Annotated in this window: 8 protein-coding genes; 3 read left to right on the top strand and 5 right to left on the bottom strand. The window is 68.6% G+C overall.

Annotated features, from left to right (window positions below; genetic code table 11):
- The gene (locus Rhe02_RS34240) at window positions 1-471 is read left to right on the top strand and encodes an SRPBCC family protein (protein WP_203912592.1); all 471 of its coding nucleotides are present in this window, start codon (window positions 1-3) and stop codon (window positions 469-471) included.
- On the opposite strand, the gene Rhe02_RS34235 is transcribed toward Rhe02_RS34240, so the two are convergent.
- Window positions 468-5,753, bottom strand: coding sequence for an SDR family NAD(P)-dependent oxidoreductase (locus Rhe02_RS34235; RefSeq protein ID WP_444544534.1), 5,286 nt, complete (start codon window positions 5,751-5,753; stop codon window positions 468-470). The two genes, Rhe02_RS34240 and Rhe02_RS34235, sit on opposite strands and share 4 nt — an antisense overlap.
- A gap of 122 nt (window positions 5,754-5,875) precedes the next feature.
- Between Rhe02_RS34235 and Rhe02_RS34220 the strand changes: the two genes are divergently transcribed.
- Both Rhe02_RS34220 and Rhe02_RS50140 read left to right on the top strand, forming a co-directional pair.
- Window positions 5,876-7,519 (top strand): fatty acyl-AMP ligase, encoded by a 1,644-nt coding sequence (locus Rhe02_RS34220; protein ID WP_203912590.1) that lies wholly within the window; start codon window positions 5,876-5,878, stop codon window positions 7,517-7,519.
- A gap of 21 nt (window positions 7,520-7,540) precedes the next feature.
- Entirely contained in the window at window positions 7,541-9,685 is a 2,145-nt protein-coding gene (locus Rhe02_RS50140; protein ID WP_239124238.1) for an acyl-CoA dehydrogenase family protein, read from the top strand.
- A 4-nt stretch (window positions 9,686-9,689) separates the two neighbouring features.
- Here Rhe02_RS50140 and Rhe02_RS34210 read toward each other — a convergent pair whose 3' ends face one another.
- The 4 genes from Rhe02_RS34210 to Rhe02_RS34195 all read right to left on the bottom strand — a co-directional run bounded on the left by Rhe02_RS34210 (window position 9,690) and on the right by Rhe02_RS34195 (window position 14,818).
- Window positions 9,690-11,783 carry an MMPL family transporter gene (locus Rhe02_RS34210; protein ID WP_203912589.1) on the bottom strand — a complete coding sequence of 698 codons (2,094 nt, stop codon included), beginning with the start codon at window positions 11,781-11,783 and terminating at the stop codon, window positions 9,690-9,692.
- 100 nt (window positions 11,784-11,883) lie between these two features.
- Window positions 11,884-13,608: an AMP-binding protein gene (locus Rhe02_RS34205; RefSeq protein ID WP_203912588.1), complete on the bottom strand. Its 1,725-nt coding sequence runs from the start codon at window positions 13,606-13,608 to the stop codon at window positions 11,884-11,886.
- Between the two features lie 105 nt (window positions 13,609-13,713).
- Window positions 13,714-14,592 (bottom strand): SAM-dependent methyltransferase, encoded by an 879-nt coding sequence (locus Rhe02_RS34200; RefSeq protein ID WP_203912587.1) that lies wholly within the window; start codon window positions 14,590-14,592, stop codon window positions 13,714-13,716.
- Window positions 14,579-14,818 (bottom strand): hypothetical protein, encoded by a 240-nt coding sequence (locus Rhe02_RS34195; protein WP_203912586.1) that lies wholly within the window; start codon window positions 14,816-14,818, stop codon window positions 14,579-14,581. The genes Rhe02_RS34200 and Rhe02_RS34195 overlap by 14 nt, the downstream gene beginning before the upstream one ends.
- Between the last annotated feature and the right edge of the window lie 21 nt (window positions 14,819-14,839).

The following is a 14,839-nucleotide window of genomic DNA, read 5'->3' as shown; positions in this document are numbered from 1 at the left end:
ATGGAGTGTTCGGTCGTGATGCACGCGGTCATCCCGCGTGGCGACGTCAAGAAGGCCTTCGACCGGCTGGCAGACTTCGCGGCCTATCCCGATTTCACCGCCACTGTGCGCACGGTCGAGGTGGTGACGCTGAGCCCGACCGAGGTCGAGTCGACCTGGGAGGTGAACTTCCGCAAGGGAATCCTGGTCTGGAAGGAGCGCGACGACATCGACGCGGTGACCCGGCGCATCGCGTTCCAGCAGACCACCGGCGATTTCGCCACGTTCACCGGCTCCTGGCTGGTGCTCGAAGAGGGCGACGACGTCCGGGTCGAATTCGCCAGCCGCTTCGACCTTGGCATCGCCTCGCTGGCCTCGCTCGTGGACCCGGTGGCGTGCGCGGCGTTGCGCGACGCCGTCCGAGACATCCTGCTCGGCCTGTTCGGCGACCAGATCGAAATCCGGGTGATCGAGGCGGCCCCGGTCGGCTAGCCGGTGAGCAGGTCGTGGAAGTCGTCTCCAGCCGCATCGATGACGTCCCGCCGCCCCGAGTCCACTTTGGACAATAGGCTGGTGAGGGTGTCGGTCAGCCGTTTGCGAGCCACTTCGTCGATGGTCAGCTTCGCCACGCCCGCCTCCAGCCGGGTCAGTTCCTCGATCAGGCCGATCGCGGAGGCCGCCTCCTGCGGCACCAGCTCGCCCAGCAGGTGGGCCACCAGGGAGTCGATGGCGGGATGGTCGAAGACCAGCGTGGCGGCCAGCCGCAGCCCGGTCGCGGCGGCAAGCCGGTTGCGCAGCTCGACGGCGGTGAGCGAGTCGAAACCCAGATCCGGCAACGCTCGCGTGACATCCAGCTCGCTCGCGGAGGCATGGCCCAGCACCTTGGCGGCCTGCTCCACCACCAGCTCGCGCAGCAGGGTCTCGCGCTGCGACGCGGGCATCCCGGCCAGCGTCTGCGCCAGGCCGCCCGCAGCCTGGCCGGCAGGGTCTGCCGCCCCGGCCCGCCGGGTGGCCGGGCGGATCAGGTGGCGCAGCACGGCCGGGATCGCCTCGGGATCGGCCCCGCCCATGGGCGGAGTGAAATTCATGGCCACCAGTGCGGGGATCCGCTTGCGCAGCGCCTCGTCGAAAAGGGTGAGCCCCTGTTGCGCCGTCAGCGGGGTGAGGCCAACTCCTCGCATCCGGCGAACCCCAGCCGGGGTCACCTCGGCGGCCATCCCGCCTTCGGTCTCCCACAGCCCCCAGGCGATCGCCTGGCCCGGCAGCCCGCAGGCGCGCCGATGCGCGGCGAGCGCGTCGAGATAGGCGTTGGCGGCGGCATAGCCGGCCTGACCCGGGGAGCCGAGGATCGCCGCCGCCGAGGAAAACAGCACGAACGCTTCCAGGTTGGCTTGGCCGGTCAGCTCGTGCAGGTGCCAGGCGCCGGCGGCCTTCGCCCGCATCACCGCCTCGATCCGCGAGGGCGTCTGTGATTCCAGCATCCCGTCGTCGAGCACCCCGGCCAGGTGAATCACGGCCACGAGCGGATGTTCCGGCGGCACTTGCGAAAGCAGCTGGGCCACGGCTTGCCGATCGCCGACATCGCAGGCCACCACGCGCACCGCGGCGCCCAGCCCGGTCAGCTCGCCGGCCAGCTCCGCGGCCCCTTGCCCGGCCATGCCTTTCCTACCGGCCAGCAGCAGGCTCGGTACCCCCCATTGCAGGGTTAAATGTCTTGCCACCAAGCGACCCAGGGCTCCGGTGCCGCCGGTGATGAGCACCGTGCCCTTGAGTGCGGGCGGAGTGGCAGGGCCGGTCTCGGCCAGCCGGGTCAGCCGGGGCACGAGCAGCCGGCCGTCTCGAATGGCCAGTTGCGGCTCGCCTGTGGCCACCGCCGCGGCCAACAGCTCCTCGCTCGGATCGGCGGCGTCGAGGTCGATGAGGGTGAGGCGGCCGGGATGCTCGGACTGGGCGGCACGAGCCAGGCCCCACACCGAGGCCTGGGCAGGGTCCTGCTCGGCGTCGCGGGTCAGCAGCGCCAGCCGGGACTGACCCGCCAGCCGATCCTGAATCAGGGTAAGGGTTTGCGCCGCCGTCGTGGCGTGCAGGTATTCCGCTTCCACCGCCTCGCCTAGCGAAGGTTCGATGGGCAGCCAGCTGAGCTGAAAGCCGGTGGCAGGCGCCGGGCGCTGTGCCATCATCGGGCGCATTTGCACATCTCGGATGGTGGCCACCGGCATCCCGGCCGGATCGGCCATCGCCAGCGTCAGCCGATCGGCTTGGCGGGTAAGCCTTACCCGCAGCGTGGTCGCCCCGGTTGCGTAGAGGCTGACCCCGCTGAAGGAGAAGGGCACCATCACCTCGGCCTCGGTGGGGCGGGCAAGGCTGAGCGTGTGCAAAGCCGCGTCCAGCAATGCGGGATGCAGCCCGAACTCCCCCGGCTCGGCAATCGTGGAGACCTCCGCGAAGGTCTCCTCGCCGCGTCGCCAAGCCCGTTGCAGCCCTTGGAAAGCCGGCCCGTAGTGATAGCCGTGCGCGGCCAGCTCGTCGTAGAGGCCGTCGACGGCAAGCGGCATCGCCCCCGGCGGCGGCCACACCTTGAGCCGCGCTGCGTCGGCGGGACGGGCCGGGCCGAGAAGGCCGGTGGCGTAACAGGTCCACGGCTGTGCCTCGCGGCGGGCGTGGATGGCGAAGGGCCGCAAGCCATCGGCTGGCGCGTCGACCACCACCCGCAGCTCGATACCCTCCTCCACCGGCACCGGCAACAGCTCGCGCAGCAACAGCTCGGCGAGCACCGGCGTTTCGGTCTGCTCGGCGGCTTTTAGCGCGAGCTCGGCGAAGAACGCGCCCGGAACCACGGTCGCGACACCAACGCGGTGGTCGGCCAGCCAGGGCTGCGTGCGCAGCGACAACTTCCCGGTGAGGACCAGGCTCTCTGTCCCATCCGCCGCGGGAACGCCGATCGCCCGGCGCAGCGCCGGCCCGCCCGCCGGGCTGAGCCAGAAACGCTTGCGCTGGAACGGATAGGTGGGAAGATCGGGCAGGATCACCTGGGCACCGGCGGCTTTGGCCCAGTCGACCTCCATGCCTTGCAGGTGCAGCTGGGCCAAGGCGGCAAGCACCGCCTCGGGCTCAGGGCGGCCCGCCCGCAGCAGCGGCACGGCCACCCCGGGCAGCAGCGCGGTCAGCACACCCGGACCTATCTCCAGGTACCAGGTAACGCCTTCAGCGGCAAGCAGCTCGACCCCTTGTGCGAAGCGCACCGGCGCCCGCACGTGACGGGTCCAGTGCCCAGCTTCGAAGGTGGTGACAGGCAGCCCGGTGAGGTTGGAAACCACTGGCACCGCCCCGGGTTGCGGCACCAGGTCGCGTTCGGCTTGCGCGAAAACGGCCAGCATCGGCTCCATCAGCGGCGAGTGGAAAGCATGGCTGACCCGCAGCCGGGTGGTGCGCCGGCCTTGTTCGGCGAAGCCTTCCGCGAGCGCGGCCACCTCCGCCTCGGCCCCGGAAAGCACCACCGAGCGCGGCCCGTTGACGGCGGCCAGGCTCCACTGCCCGGGTGGCAGCGCCGCGACCTCCGCCTCGTCGGCTTCCACCGCGATCATCGCCCCGCCTTCGGGCAGGGCCTGCATCAGCGCGGCCCGCGCGGCGACCAGCCGGCACGCGTCGGGCAGGCTCAGCGCGCCCGAGACATGCGCCGCGGCCAGCTCGCCGATGGAGTGCCCGATCAGGTAGCTCGGCCGCACACCCCAGGCCAGCAGCAGACGGGCCAGCGCCACCTCGATGGCGAAAAGCGCGGGCTGTGTGTAGCCGGTTTGGTCCAGCAGACCGTCATCGGCGTCGATGACGCTCCGGATCGGACGGTCAAGGTGCTTGTCCAGCTCGGCACAGACCGCGTCGTATTCAGCCGCGAACTCCGGCCACGCCGCGGCCAGCTCGCTGCCCATGGCTCGGCGCTGCGCGCCCTGGCCGGCGAAAACCAGGGCCAGCTTGCCGGGGGCCGACTTCACCACCTCCGGCTCGGCCAGGTCGGCGGGGCCGAAAGCGGCGGCGCGCCACTCGAAGACGCTTCGCCCGGTGGCTGCGGCCGCGATGCTCTCCCAGTCGTGGGTGGCCAGATGACCGCGCCAGCGCGTGGCCTGCTCCCGCACGGCCGCCTCGCTTCTTCCCGAAAGCAACAGCGGAATCCTCCTCGGCAGGGCCGCCGGCAGCGGGGCGGGCGCCTCCTCCAGGATGACGTGAGCATTGGTGCCACTGATGCCGAAGGACGACACCGCCGCGCGCCGCACGACCTCTCCCGCGGGCCACGGCTGCTCCTGGGTCAGCAGCCGCAGCGGACCGGCGGACCAGTCGACGAAAGGACTCGGCTTGTCGACGTGCAGAGTGCGCGGCAACATCTCGTGCTGCAGCGCGAGCACCATCTTCATCACGCCCGCCGCTCCCGCGGCGGCCTGGGTGTGGCCAAGGTTGGACTTCACCGAGCCGAGCCAGAGCGGACGTTCCCGCCCACCGCCGTAGGCGGCCTGCAACGCTTGCGCCTCAATGGGATCGCCCAGCCTGGTCCCCGTCCCGTGCGCTTCCACCGCGTCGATCGCCTCCGCGCCGAGCCCGGCGTCGGCCAGTGCGTCGGCGATGAGGCGTTGCTGCGCCGGGCCATTGGGGGCGGTCAGCCCGTTCGACGCGCCGTCGGAGTTGACGGCACTGCCCCGGATGACCGCCAGCACCGGACGATGGTGCCTGCGGGCCTGGGAAAGGCGTTCCAGCACCAGCACCACCGCGCCTTCGGCCCATCCTGTCCCGTCTGCCGCCTCGGCGAACGATTTGCATCGCCCGTCCGGGGCCAACCCGCGCTGGCGGCTGAATTCGGTGAAGACCGTGGGCTGAGCGAGCACGGTGACCCCGCCGGCGAGCGCCAGCGAGCATTCCCCGGCGCGCAGCGCCTGGACCGCCAGGTGCAGCGCCACCAGCGAGGAGGAGCACGCGGTGTCGAGGGTGACCGCGGGGCCTTGCGTGCCCAGCAGATAGGCAATCCGTCCGGACACCACGCTGGTGGCGTTGCCCGCCAACAGGAAACCGGCCACCTCGGCCGGGATCCGATCACCTCGTGGCGCGTAGTCGTTGCCGATGACCCCGGTGTAGACACCGCTCCGGGTCTCCCGCAACGCGCTCGGGTCGATGCCGCCGCGCTCAAGCGCCTCCCAGCAAACCTCCAGCATTATTCGCTGTTGCGGATCGGTGGCGAGCGCCTCCCGCGGCGACAACCCGAAGAACGCCGGGTCGAATCCGCCCGGGTCGGCAAGAAAGCCGCCGTGCCGGACATAGGAGGTGTGCGGGTGGTCCGGGTCGGGGTGGAACAGCTCGGGCGGCCAGCCCCTGTCGGTCGGGAAAGGACCGATTCCGTCTTCGCCTTGGGCCAGAAGCCGCCACAGCTGTTCCGGTGTGCTCACCCCGCCGGGCAGGCGGCACGCCATGGCCACGATGGCAATCGGCTCATGGGAACGGGAATGTGTCGTCTCTGCGCCGGTCTGCTCGCCTTGCCCGGGTGCGAGCTGTGCGGCCAGATATGCCGCCAAACTTGCCGGATTCGGATAGTCAAAGGCGAGTGTGCCGGGCAGGGCAAGCCCGGTCAGCGCTCCCACCCGGTCGGCCAGCTCGAGCGCGGTCAGCGAGTCGAAACCCAAGTCGGCGAAGGCTTGCGACGGGCCTACCGACTCCATCGGGCAGCCAAGCACCTCGGCGGCCTGGGCGCGGATCAGCTGCAGCAACCGCTGTTGTTCGGTCTCGCCCATCAGCACATTGTGCCCCGGCTCGCACAGATTGCTACAGGCCAATTCCTGACTATACGAGTGCGGACATACGACTAGTGTATGTAGATGTTTCTCCCTAGGCTGTCCGGCATGACTCTGGACGGCAGCGCGTGAGCCGCTTCGTCGAAGCGGTGGCCGCCACGGCGGCCCGATCGCCACAGGGCATGGTGACCGGTGAGCCGCAACAGCCGCTGACCCGCAGCTGGGCCCAGCTGCACCGGCTGGCGCGACGTCTCGCCTCGGGTCTGGCGGCGGCGGGATTGCAGCCGGGGCACGCCGTTGCGGTGCTCGCCGGGCAGCCGGCCGAGGTGGCCCCGGTGGCACAGGCCATCTGGCTCGCCGGCGCCAGTCTGACCATGCTGCATCAGCCCACGCCGCGTACCGATCTGACGGTGTGGCGCGATGACACCGTCCGGGTGCTGCGGATGATCGAGGCCGAGGTGGTGCTCATCGGCGCGCCCTTCGAGCCGATGGCCGACGTGTTGCAGGCCGAAGGCATCAAGCACCTGATGATTGCCGACATCGACGGGGAGGACGACTTCCTCATCGTCGATGTCGATGAGGGTTCGACCGCGCTGCTCCAGCTCACCAGCGGCTCCACCGCGGAACCCAAGGCTGTACGCATCTCGCATGGCAACCTCTACGCCAACCTCACCGACGCCGCAGCCCACCTGGAATGCGACTTCACGCGCGACACCATGGTTTCCTGGCTTCCGCTGTTTCACGACATGGGAATGGTGGGCTGCCTGTTACTGCCCATGTTCAGCGGCATCAACCTGGTTGCCATTACTCCCACCGACTTCCTGACCCAGCCTCTGCTGTGGGCACAGTTGATGGACCGGTACCGGGGAACCATCACCACCGCCCCGAACTTCGCCTGGGCCATCCTCACCCGCCAGCTGGAGAGGGCGGAGCCGCAATCGCTTGACCTGTCAAGCATGCGGGTCACCGCCAACGGCGCCGAGCCGATCGACCCCGCGACGATGGCGGCCTTCGTGGCGGCGGCCGCCCGGTTCGGGCTGCGGCCGGAGGCGGTCAATTGTTGCTACGGCGCGGCGGAGAGCACCCTGGTCATCTCGATGGCATCGCTCGCCGAGCCGATGCGCCTGGACGAGGTGAGCGCGCAGGATCTCGAAACCGGCCGTCGTGCGGTGCCGGCTGCTCCCGGCGCCCCCGCGGTGAGGCGCTTTCCCCTGCTGGGATCGCCCTTCCCGACCGTGCGGGCGCGAGTGGTCGACGATGACGGGCTGGTGCTCGGCGAGCGTCAGGTCGGCCGCATTCAATTGCGCGGCGCTTCGGTCACCGAGGGGTACCTGACCGAGGCGGGCTTCGTCCGGGCCGTGGACGAACACGGGTGGCTCGACATCGGTGACGAGGGCTACCTAGCCGACGGGCAGATTGTCGTTTGTGGACGGCGCAAGGACGTCATCATCATGGCCGGGCGCAACATCTACCCCACCGACATCGAAAGGGCCGCCGCAGCGGTGCCCGGCGTACGCGAGGGCAACGTGGCCGCGGTGCGGCTGCTGGCCGGCGATGGGGTGGCGCGCGAGTCGTTCAGCGTGCTGGTCGAGTCCCGCCAGGCCGGGGACGCGGCAGCCGAAGCCGCCATCGTGCAGGCGGTGACGGCCAGGGTGATCGCCGAGGTCGACGCCCGGCCGGCCCGCGTCATCGTTCTTCCGCCCGGCAGTCTTCCCAAGACCCCGTCGGGCAAGTTGCGCCGCGCCGCCGCGGGCGCCCTCGCCAATCCTTAAACGCCGCTGGAGGTTTTGAAGATGCGCTCCCTGGATCAGGCCCGCCATGTCTGCGAGAACTATCTGCCCGGCCTGATCGACGGCCTGGCCGCCATCCCCTTCGAGCAACGGGAAGCCCCCGGCGGCGCCACCCTGCCGGTCTTCCGGTCCAGCCGCGGGCCGAGCCTGGTGATTCCGCGTGACTACGGCGGGCTCGGGGCCACGCCGCTGGACGCCATCCGAGTGGCGCGCGCGGTGGGCTCCTATGCGCCATCGCTGGCGGTCGCCACGACCATGCACCACTTCTCGGTGGCGACCCTGTTCAGTTTCGCCGAAAGCGTGCAGAAGTCCGGGATGGAATGGGCGCTGCTCGAAGCGATCACAGGTAACAATCTTCTTGTCGCTTCGGGCTTCGCGGAAGGCCGGCCCGATCAGGGCATCCTGTCGCCCACGATGACCGCGGTGAAGGCCGACGGCGGCTACCTCATCAACGGGTCGAAGAAACCGTGCAGCCTGAGCCATTCGATGGATCTGCTGACCGCGAGCATCGCGCTTCCGGTCAACGGCACCGGCAGCGAGACCGCGTTCCTGCTCATTCCCTCGTCGCTGCCCGGCATCTCACGGCATCCGTTCTGGGCCAGCAGTGTGCTGGCGGGCGCGGAGAGCGACGAGGTGCGGCTCACCGACGTCCTGGTCGAGGAGGAGCTCATCGTGCGCACCGAGGCCAGCCCGGACGGGACCCTCGACGGCTTGCAGACCATGGGCTTCATCTGGTTCGAGCTGCTTATCTCCGCTTCCTATCTGGGCATGGCCAGCTCCCTGGTGGAGCGGACCTTCTCCAACAAGCGCGGTTCGCTTTCCGACCGCGCCGCGCTGGGTGCGCGTCTGGAGACGGCAACGCTTCTGCTCGAAGGCGCGGCGCGGGCCGTGATGGCCGGCCAGACCGACAACGACGCCCTCGCCGATGTGCTCATGTCGCGTTACGGCGCGCAGGACGCGATCGGCGACGCCACCCGCCAGGCCGTGGAAATGCTGGGCGGCATGGCCTTCATCGGCGGCGGCGACGTGGGTTACCTGGCCGCCGCCTGCCAATGCCTGGCGTTCCACCCGCCCTCGCGCAGCAGTCTCGCCGATTCTTTGGTCGACTATCTGTCGGGTACGGGGCCACTGCTGCTCGCCGATCCACCCGCCCCCAAACCCCAGCCGGAGCCCGAGGTGACCGTGGATCCCGTGCTGCCCGCGGAACAGGCCGCCGATTGGGACAACGCGGCGTCGCTGTTCGATGGCGCGGAGAACCTGCGGCTGACCGCCCGCGACTGCGACATGAAGTACTGGTTCGCCAACGTGCCTCAGAAAACGTTGCGCGGCAACGTGGTCGGCTATTCCCCCGACCTGGTGACACCGGACTTCCTGCGCGCGCCCGGCCCCCTCAACGACGCTCTCATGCAGGAGGTGGCCTTCCGCGCGCTGGCCGAGGAGCGGGCGGCCCGCGCCATCGGCTACGTGATGGCCTGCGCTCCCGACTCGACCACGATGGAGTTCTACGCCACCCAGCTTTTCGACGAGACCCGGCACGCGATGATTTTCCGCAATCATCTGCAGAACCTCGGGGTGTCGGAAAAGGACGTCCCGGAAATGATCGAGCTGCTGGCCGGCGGCGACCGGGAGACCATCCTCAACCCGCTGGAGGAGTTCGGCCTGCCGATCGTGCGCGACAACTACGACTTCATCGGCGGCGTGGTGCTGCTGACCGTTCTCGTGGAAGGTTTCCTCGCGCCCTCGTTCGAGCTGAGCGAGCGCAAATGGCGCCCGCTGGACCCGATAATGGCCGACATGGAAAAGGGCGCCGGCATAGACGAAGTGCGGCATCTCGCGGTGGGCAGCTCCATCATCCGCGAACACCTCGACAACCACCCCGAGGACAAGGAGCGCCTGCTCGAGCTGGTGCGCGGCGGCATGATGATGTGGGCGGCGCTGCCCGTCTTCGACCAGCTCGGCCGGTGGGAGGCGCTGTTCCAGGAGGGCATGATGGCCCACGCCGACCTCATCGGCGACTACGAGATCTGGCCCGGGCAGAAGCTCATCGAGTCCACCCCTGAGGACCGGATGCAAAAGGCGCTGGAGCTGACCGGGATGGTGCACACCACCCGCCTGATGGACATGGGCCTCGGTGAAGCGCTGATGTAGCGCTTCACCCTCTTTCCCTTATCCCCCAGCGGTTGTAAAGCGGACGCAGCGGGCCGGGCACCCACCAGTTGAGCCGGCCCAGCAGCCGCATGGTCGCCGGCATCAGCAACGCCCGCACGATGGTGGCGTCCACCACGATGGCGATGGCCAGCCCGATGCCGATGATTTTGACCACCAGCACCTGCGACGTGGCGAAGGAGAGGATCACCACGACCAGCAGCAGGGCCGCGCTGGTGATGATGCGGCCGGTGCGCTGCAGGCCGATCGCGACCGCTTCGGTGTTGTCACCGGTGAGGTCATACTGCTCGCGGATGCGCGACAGCAGGAAGACCTCATAGTCCATCGACAGTCCAAACGCGACCGCGAGGATGAGGATGGGCTGCACGACGTCGATGTTGCCAGTCGAGGTGAAGTCGAGCAGGCCGGTCAGGCGACCGTCCTGGAATATCCAGACGACGGCGCCGAAGGCCGCGCTCAGGCTCAGCACGTTCATGACGATCGCCTTGACCGGCAGGATGAGCGAGCCGAAGGCGAGGAAGAGCAGGACGAAAGTGGTGAGCACGACAAGCAACGCCATCCACGGCAGCCGTTGCTCCAGCATGTCCATCAGGTCGGCGAAGCCGGCCGCATCACCGCCGACCAGCACCTCGCCGCCGGGGGACTCGACGCCGCGTACCGCCTCGACCAGCTGCCGCCCCTCGGGCGAAATCGGCTCGGCGGCAAAGCGAACCGTGACCCTCGCCGCGTCCTCGGTCAGGCCGGTGACCACCGCGCCGTCGACGCCGTCGAGCCGGGCGAGGGCGTCCACATAGGTGGCGAGAGCCTCCTTGCCGCCGGGCTCGCGGACAATCGCCTCGATCGGGCGGGTCACGCTGGCCGGGAATTGGTCCTCCAGCATCTGCTGCACCTGGCGGCTGGACGCCGAGGCGGGCAGCACCCTGGTGTCGAGCCAGCCGTAGGAGATACGCAGGAACGGCAGGCCCATCACCACGAGCACGGCGATGACAGCGACACCGACCAGCACCGGGCGGCGCATGACGCCGCGGGCCACCCGCGCCCACAGACCGCTGCCCCCCTCCTGCGCGGGCTGCTTGCCACGCAAGCGCTCGCCGAGGACGGCTAGCAGCGCGGCCATCACCGTCAGCGAGAACACCGCCGCCAGCACCACCGCCGCTATCCCCCCGAAGCCGATCGAGCGCAGGAACACCTGGGGGAAGACGAGCAGGCTGGCCAGGGCCAGCGCCACGGTCACCGCCGACACGGCTATGGTGCGCCCGGCGGTGAGCATGGTGCGCCGTAACGCTTCTGCGACTTCGTGTCCTTGGGCCAGCTCTTCCCGGTACCGGGAAACCATGAACAGGCTATAGTCGATCGCCAATCCGAGCCCCAGCAGCGTCACCACGTTGACCGCGAAGATGGAGACCTCGGTGGCCAGGGTCAGCAGGCGCAACCCGGCCAGCGAACCGACGATCGCCATCAGTCCAATCACGACGGGCAGCAGCGCGGCCAGCAGACTGCGGAAAATGAGCACCATCAACAGGAACAGCACGGGCAGGGCCAGCGCCTCGGCCCTGGTCAGATCGGCCTTGCTCTGCACGTTGACATCGTCGAACATAGCCAGCGGGCCGCCGATGAAGACCTGGAGGTCGGGGCTGGTGAGCTTGTCCTTGATGGCCAGATAGCTGGTGAGACGGTCGTTTTCGCCCTCGCCCGCGACCTGGATGGTGGCCAGCGCCGCGTGCCGGTCGGTGCTGACCAGCTCGGGCAGCTGTGAGTGCCAGAAGTCCACGACACCTTCGACTCGCTGCGCGGGTACAGCGGCGAGCGTCTTCGTGGCAGCCTGCTCGAACCGGGGATCGTCCACGGTCCAGCTTTCGCTGCGGAACACCACCACCACGTCTGCGTCGTTGCGCCCCAGCGCCTCGCGTTCGAAGTCAGCAGCGCGAGAGCTTTCGCTTGCCGCGTAAGTGAACCCGCCACCGGCCAGGTCGGCGAAAGCGTTAGCCCCCCAAGCCCCGGCCAGCACCATGAACACCGCAGCCGCTCCCAGCACCCACCAACGCCGGCTGAACATGGCCCGCCCCAGCAGATCCAGCATCGTGCCCGCTCCCCTCCCCACCACCAAAAATTCCCACCCGCAACAATGCAGCGCCGCTTTGAGGCGGCGCTGCCGCGCGTTGCTTTAGCGCGCCATTTACTCAAGTCCAGCGGCCGATGCCGATGGCTTTCGCGTCTTTGAGCAAGGTCTCGCGTAGGTGTACGCGGCGGATCTTCCAGGTGCCGGTCCGCGGGAACTCGTCCCACTTGATTTGGATTGGTGACTCCATCGGCGCCAGGTCGGCTACTGCCGCGGCCCAGTCGGCGGGCTTGAGCGGGATGTCGTTCTCGGTGCTGACCACTGGCACGGGCAGGCCTCCGGCGACCGGCAGGATGACCACCTCGGTGGTGTAGGCGATCCGGTCGAGGATGAGGTCCTCGAACTCGATCGCGCTGCCGCCGGGGATGCGGTCGATCTCGCGGTCGACCAGGCGTACGGCGCCCCACTTGTTGATGATCCCAAGGTCGCCTGTGTTCCACCACCAGCCGTTGCACTTGATGTCGTGGCGGTCCTGCTCGCCCACGTAAGCCAGGCAGCGGCCGGGCTGACTGATCTCGATGATCCCGACCTGGCCGCGCGGCACCTCCTTGCCCGTCTCGGGGTCAAGCGAGCGCAGCTTGGCGTGGAACGGAATCGGCCAGCCGATCAGCTGGGTCGGGGGCGGCCGGTGTCCCTTGCGGCGCACCACGAACCGGAAGTAGGGCCGGATGCACAGCGCCCCGTTCTCGCTTTGGCTCCACGACTGCACCCAGACCGGGAAGCGTTTCTTGGTGGCGTTCATGAAGGTGCGGATGGTCCGGGTGTGGATGGCGTCGAACGAGTTGACATATTCGCGAACGTGCTGGAAGTAGCCCTCTGGCTCGCGTGTCAGCGGCTCCCACGCCAGATAGATGTTGGGCAGCGCCTCGACGAGGGTTGGCTTGTGCTGCACCAGCAGCTCGCGCAGGTTCGGCCCGAACGGTTCGGACAGGAACAGCACGCGCGGGCCCACCCGGGCCATGGCGAGCTGCATGGTGGTCAGCCGCTCGTGCGTGTACGGATCGCAGAAGGCCACCACATCGCTTCGGCGAAGCCCGAATTTGGGCCACCGCTCGGTTTCCACGATGGCCATCGCGTAGATGGACTCGGCCGAGTGCATGACCAGTTTGGGAATGCCGGTGGTGCCGGAGGTGTGCGTGATGACCACCGGCTCCTTGAGCTCACGCATGGCCGGCTGCACCGGCGGCGCGTCTTTGAATTCGCTGAGCTGAACCACATCGGAGCGACCCGGGACGGCGTCGCAGCTGATGGTGCGCACCGTGTCTGCGCTGACGACCTCGGGGGTCAGCCCGCATTTCTCGATGTGCTTCTGATCGGTGATGACGAAGGGGCGTTCCAGCCGTTTGAGCATGGGCACGAACGCTTCGGGCCCATACGATCCGGAGAACATGCAGGGGATGGCGCCGATGCGGGCGATGGCACAGCCCAGAATCACGATGTCCAGGTGGTTGGCCTTGACGATGGCGACCCTGTCCCAGGGGCGTACCCCGGCGAGGTGAAGCGAGGCAGCCATCTGGTCGACCAGCGCCGCCCACTGGGTGTAGGTGCGCGACATGGGGCCGTCGGGGTCGATGTCGGCTGGGCGGTCCACGATGACCAGCTCGTCGGGCGCGGTTTTGGCAGCGACGTGCCAGGTCTCCCCCATCTTGGAATGGGCGGGGGTGCGCGAGAACGGGCTGAGGCGGCGGCGCCACCGGGTCGGGGTGAACTCGGTCAGAAAACGCGGGATCGGACGTTGCGGCTCAGCGCCGTCTTCGACGGGCGGCGCCTCGACTGGCGAAGCCATTGGCGTTCCTCCGGCTCTAATGATCGACATCATTAAAATTATCGATCACCATAGCCGATGTGCTACGCGCTGGTAACCCGTCAATCGGCTTCCCGCCTCAACCCTTTACCCAGGCACTCTTGCGTGCGCGATGGGTGAGAAGGCCAGCATGCGCGGATCGCCGTCGGTGTAGCGGGCCGACAGCTCCGGCCCGGCCAGATTGGAGCTGAGCCGCAGGCCGCGTTGTGCCACAAAGGCGGGCACATAATCCTGATCGATGCCGAACACAATCAGCTCACCGTGTTTGGCCGTGTAAGCCTTGTACTTCAATACGTCGGGATAAACCGGCGGTTCTGCGAACGCTTCGCCGTAGAAGTAGTCGAAGACGATGCTGGAGCGCGCCGGAAACGTGGCCACCTCGGCCAGGGTCGCGTCGACCGCGGCCGCGGTCAGATAGTGGGTCACTCCTTCCCACAGGAACAGCGCGGGCTTGGCCCGGTCCACACCGGCCCGGTCGAGCGCATCGGCCAGCGACTCGTGGTCGAAATCGACGCCGGCGTAACGCACGTGGGCGGGCAGCTCGCCGAAGAGCTTGCGCACGCGCCGCTGCTTCCAGGCCGAGGTGAGCGGATGATCCAGCTCGAAGACGGTGCTGCCGGTCAGCTGCGCGGCGAAACGATAGGCGCGGCTGTCCGCTCCCGCTCCGAGGATGACCACCTGTGTCACTCCACTTTGGACTTCGCCGAGCAAGATCGAGTCGAAATGCTTGGTGCGCGCGACCACGAAGCGGTAGAAGCCCGGCAGCAACCGCTGGATGGTCCAGACCGTCAGCGGCCGGACCGGTTTCCAGCAGGCGCGCAGCCAGAGCAGAGGGCCGAGGAACCGCTCGGCGAGATAGTCGGGGTTGCGCAGTCTCGGGTCTGCGTCGCGGTGAGCAGTCGCACGAACAGCCGCCGCTCCCTCCGCGGTGTGACTGCGCCGTGATCTCCGTTCATCGGGCATCATCCATTTTCACATCGACCCCCACCCGGGCGGGACGCACGGTCTGCAACAGGCCGTGCACGAACCACAGCTCGTGTCCGGCGAGCGTCACCAGCCATTGCGAGGGGATGTCCGGGTCGCGCTGGGAGGCCGACGGATAGCGGGTCATCACGTCGCCCACGACACACGACCACGGTGCCAGCCTTTCGGGCTCGGGCAGCTGCGGCACCTGTGCGGAGGTGGCGCGCACCAGCCCAGCCGTGCAGCACCA

The sequence above is a fragment of the Rhizocola hellebori genome (assembly GCF_016862955.1).
Taxonomy (GTDB): Bacteria; Actinomycetota; Actinomycetes; order Mycobacteriales; family Micromonosporaceae; genus Rhizocola; species Rhizocola hellebori.
The sequence above is the reverse complement of the archived record's forward strand: the minus strand, read 5'-3'. Positions and strand labels throughout refer to the sequence as shown.

Bases quoted from the DNA above. Each gene is read 5' to 3' on its own strand.
- Rhe02_RS34205 (WP_203912588.1), bottom strand. From the start codon at position 13,608: ATGGCTTCGCCAGTCGAGGCGCCGCCCGTCGAAGACGGCGCTGAGCCG.
- Rhe02_RS34200 (WP_203912587.1), bottom strand. From the start codon at position 14,592: ATGATGCCCGATGAACGGAGATCACGGCGCAGTCACACCGCGGAGGGA.
- Rhe02_RS34240 (WP_203912592.1), top strand. From the start codon at position 1: ATGGAGTGTTCGGTCGTGATGCACGCGGTCATCCCGCGTGGCGACGTC.
- Rhe02_RS50140 (WP_239124238.1), top strand. From the start codon at position 7,541: ATGCGCTCCCTGGATCAGGCCCGCCATGTCTGCGAGAACTATCTGCCC.
- Rhe02_RS34210 (WP_203912589.1), bottom strand. From the start codon at position 11,783: ATGCTGGATCTGCTGGGGCGGGCCATGTTCAGCCGGCGTTGGTGGGTG.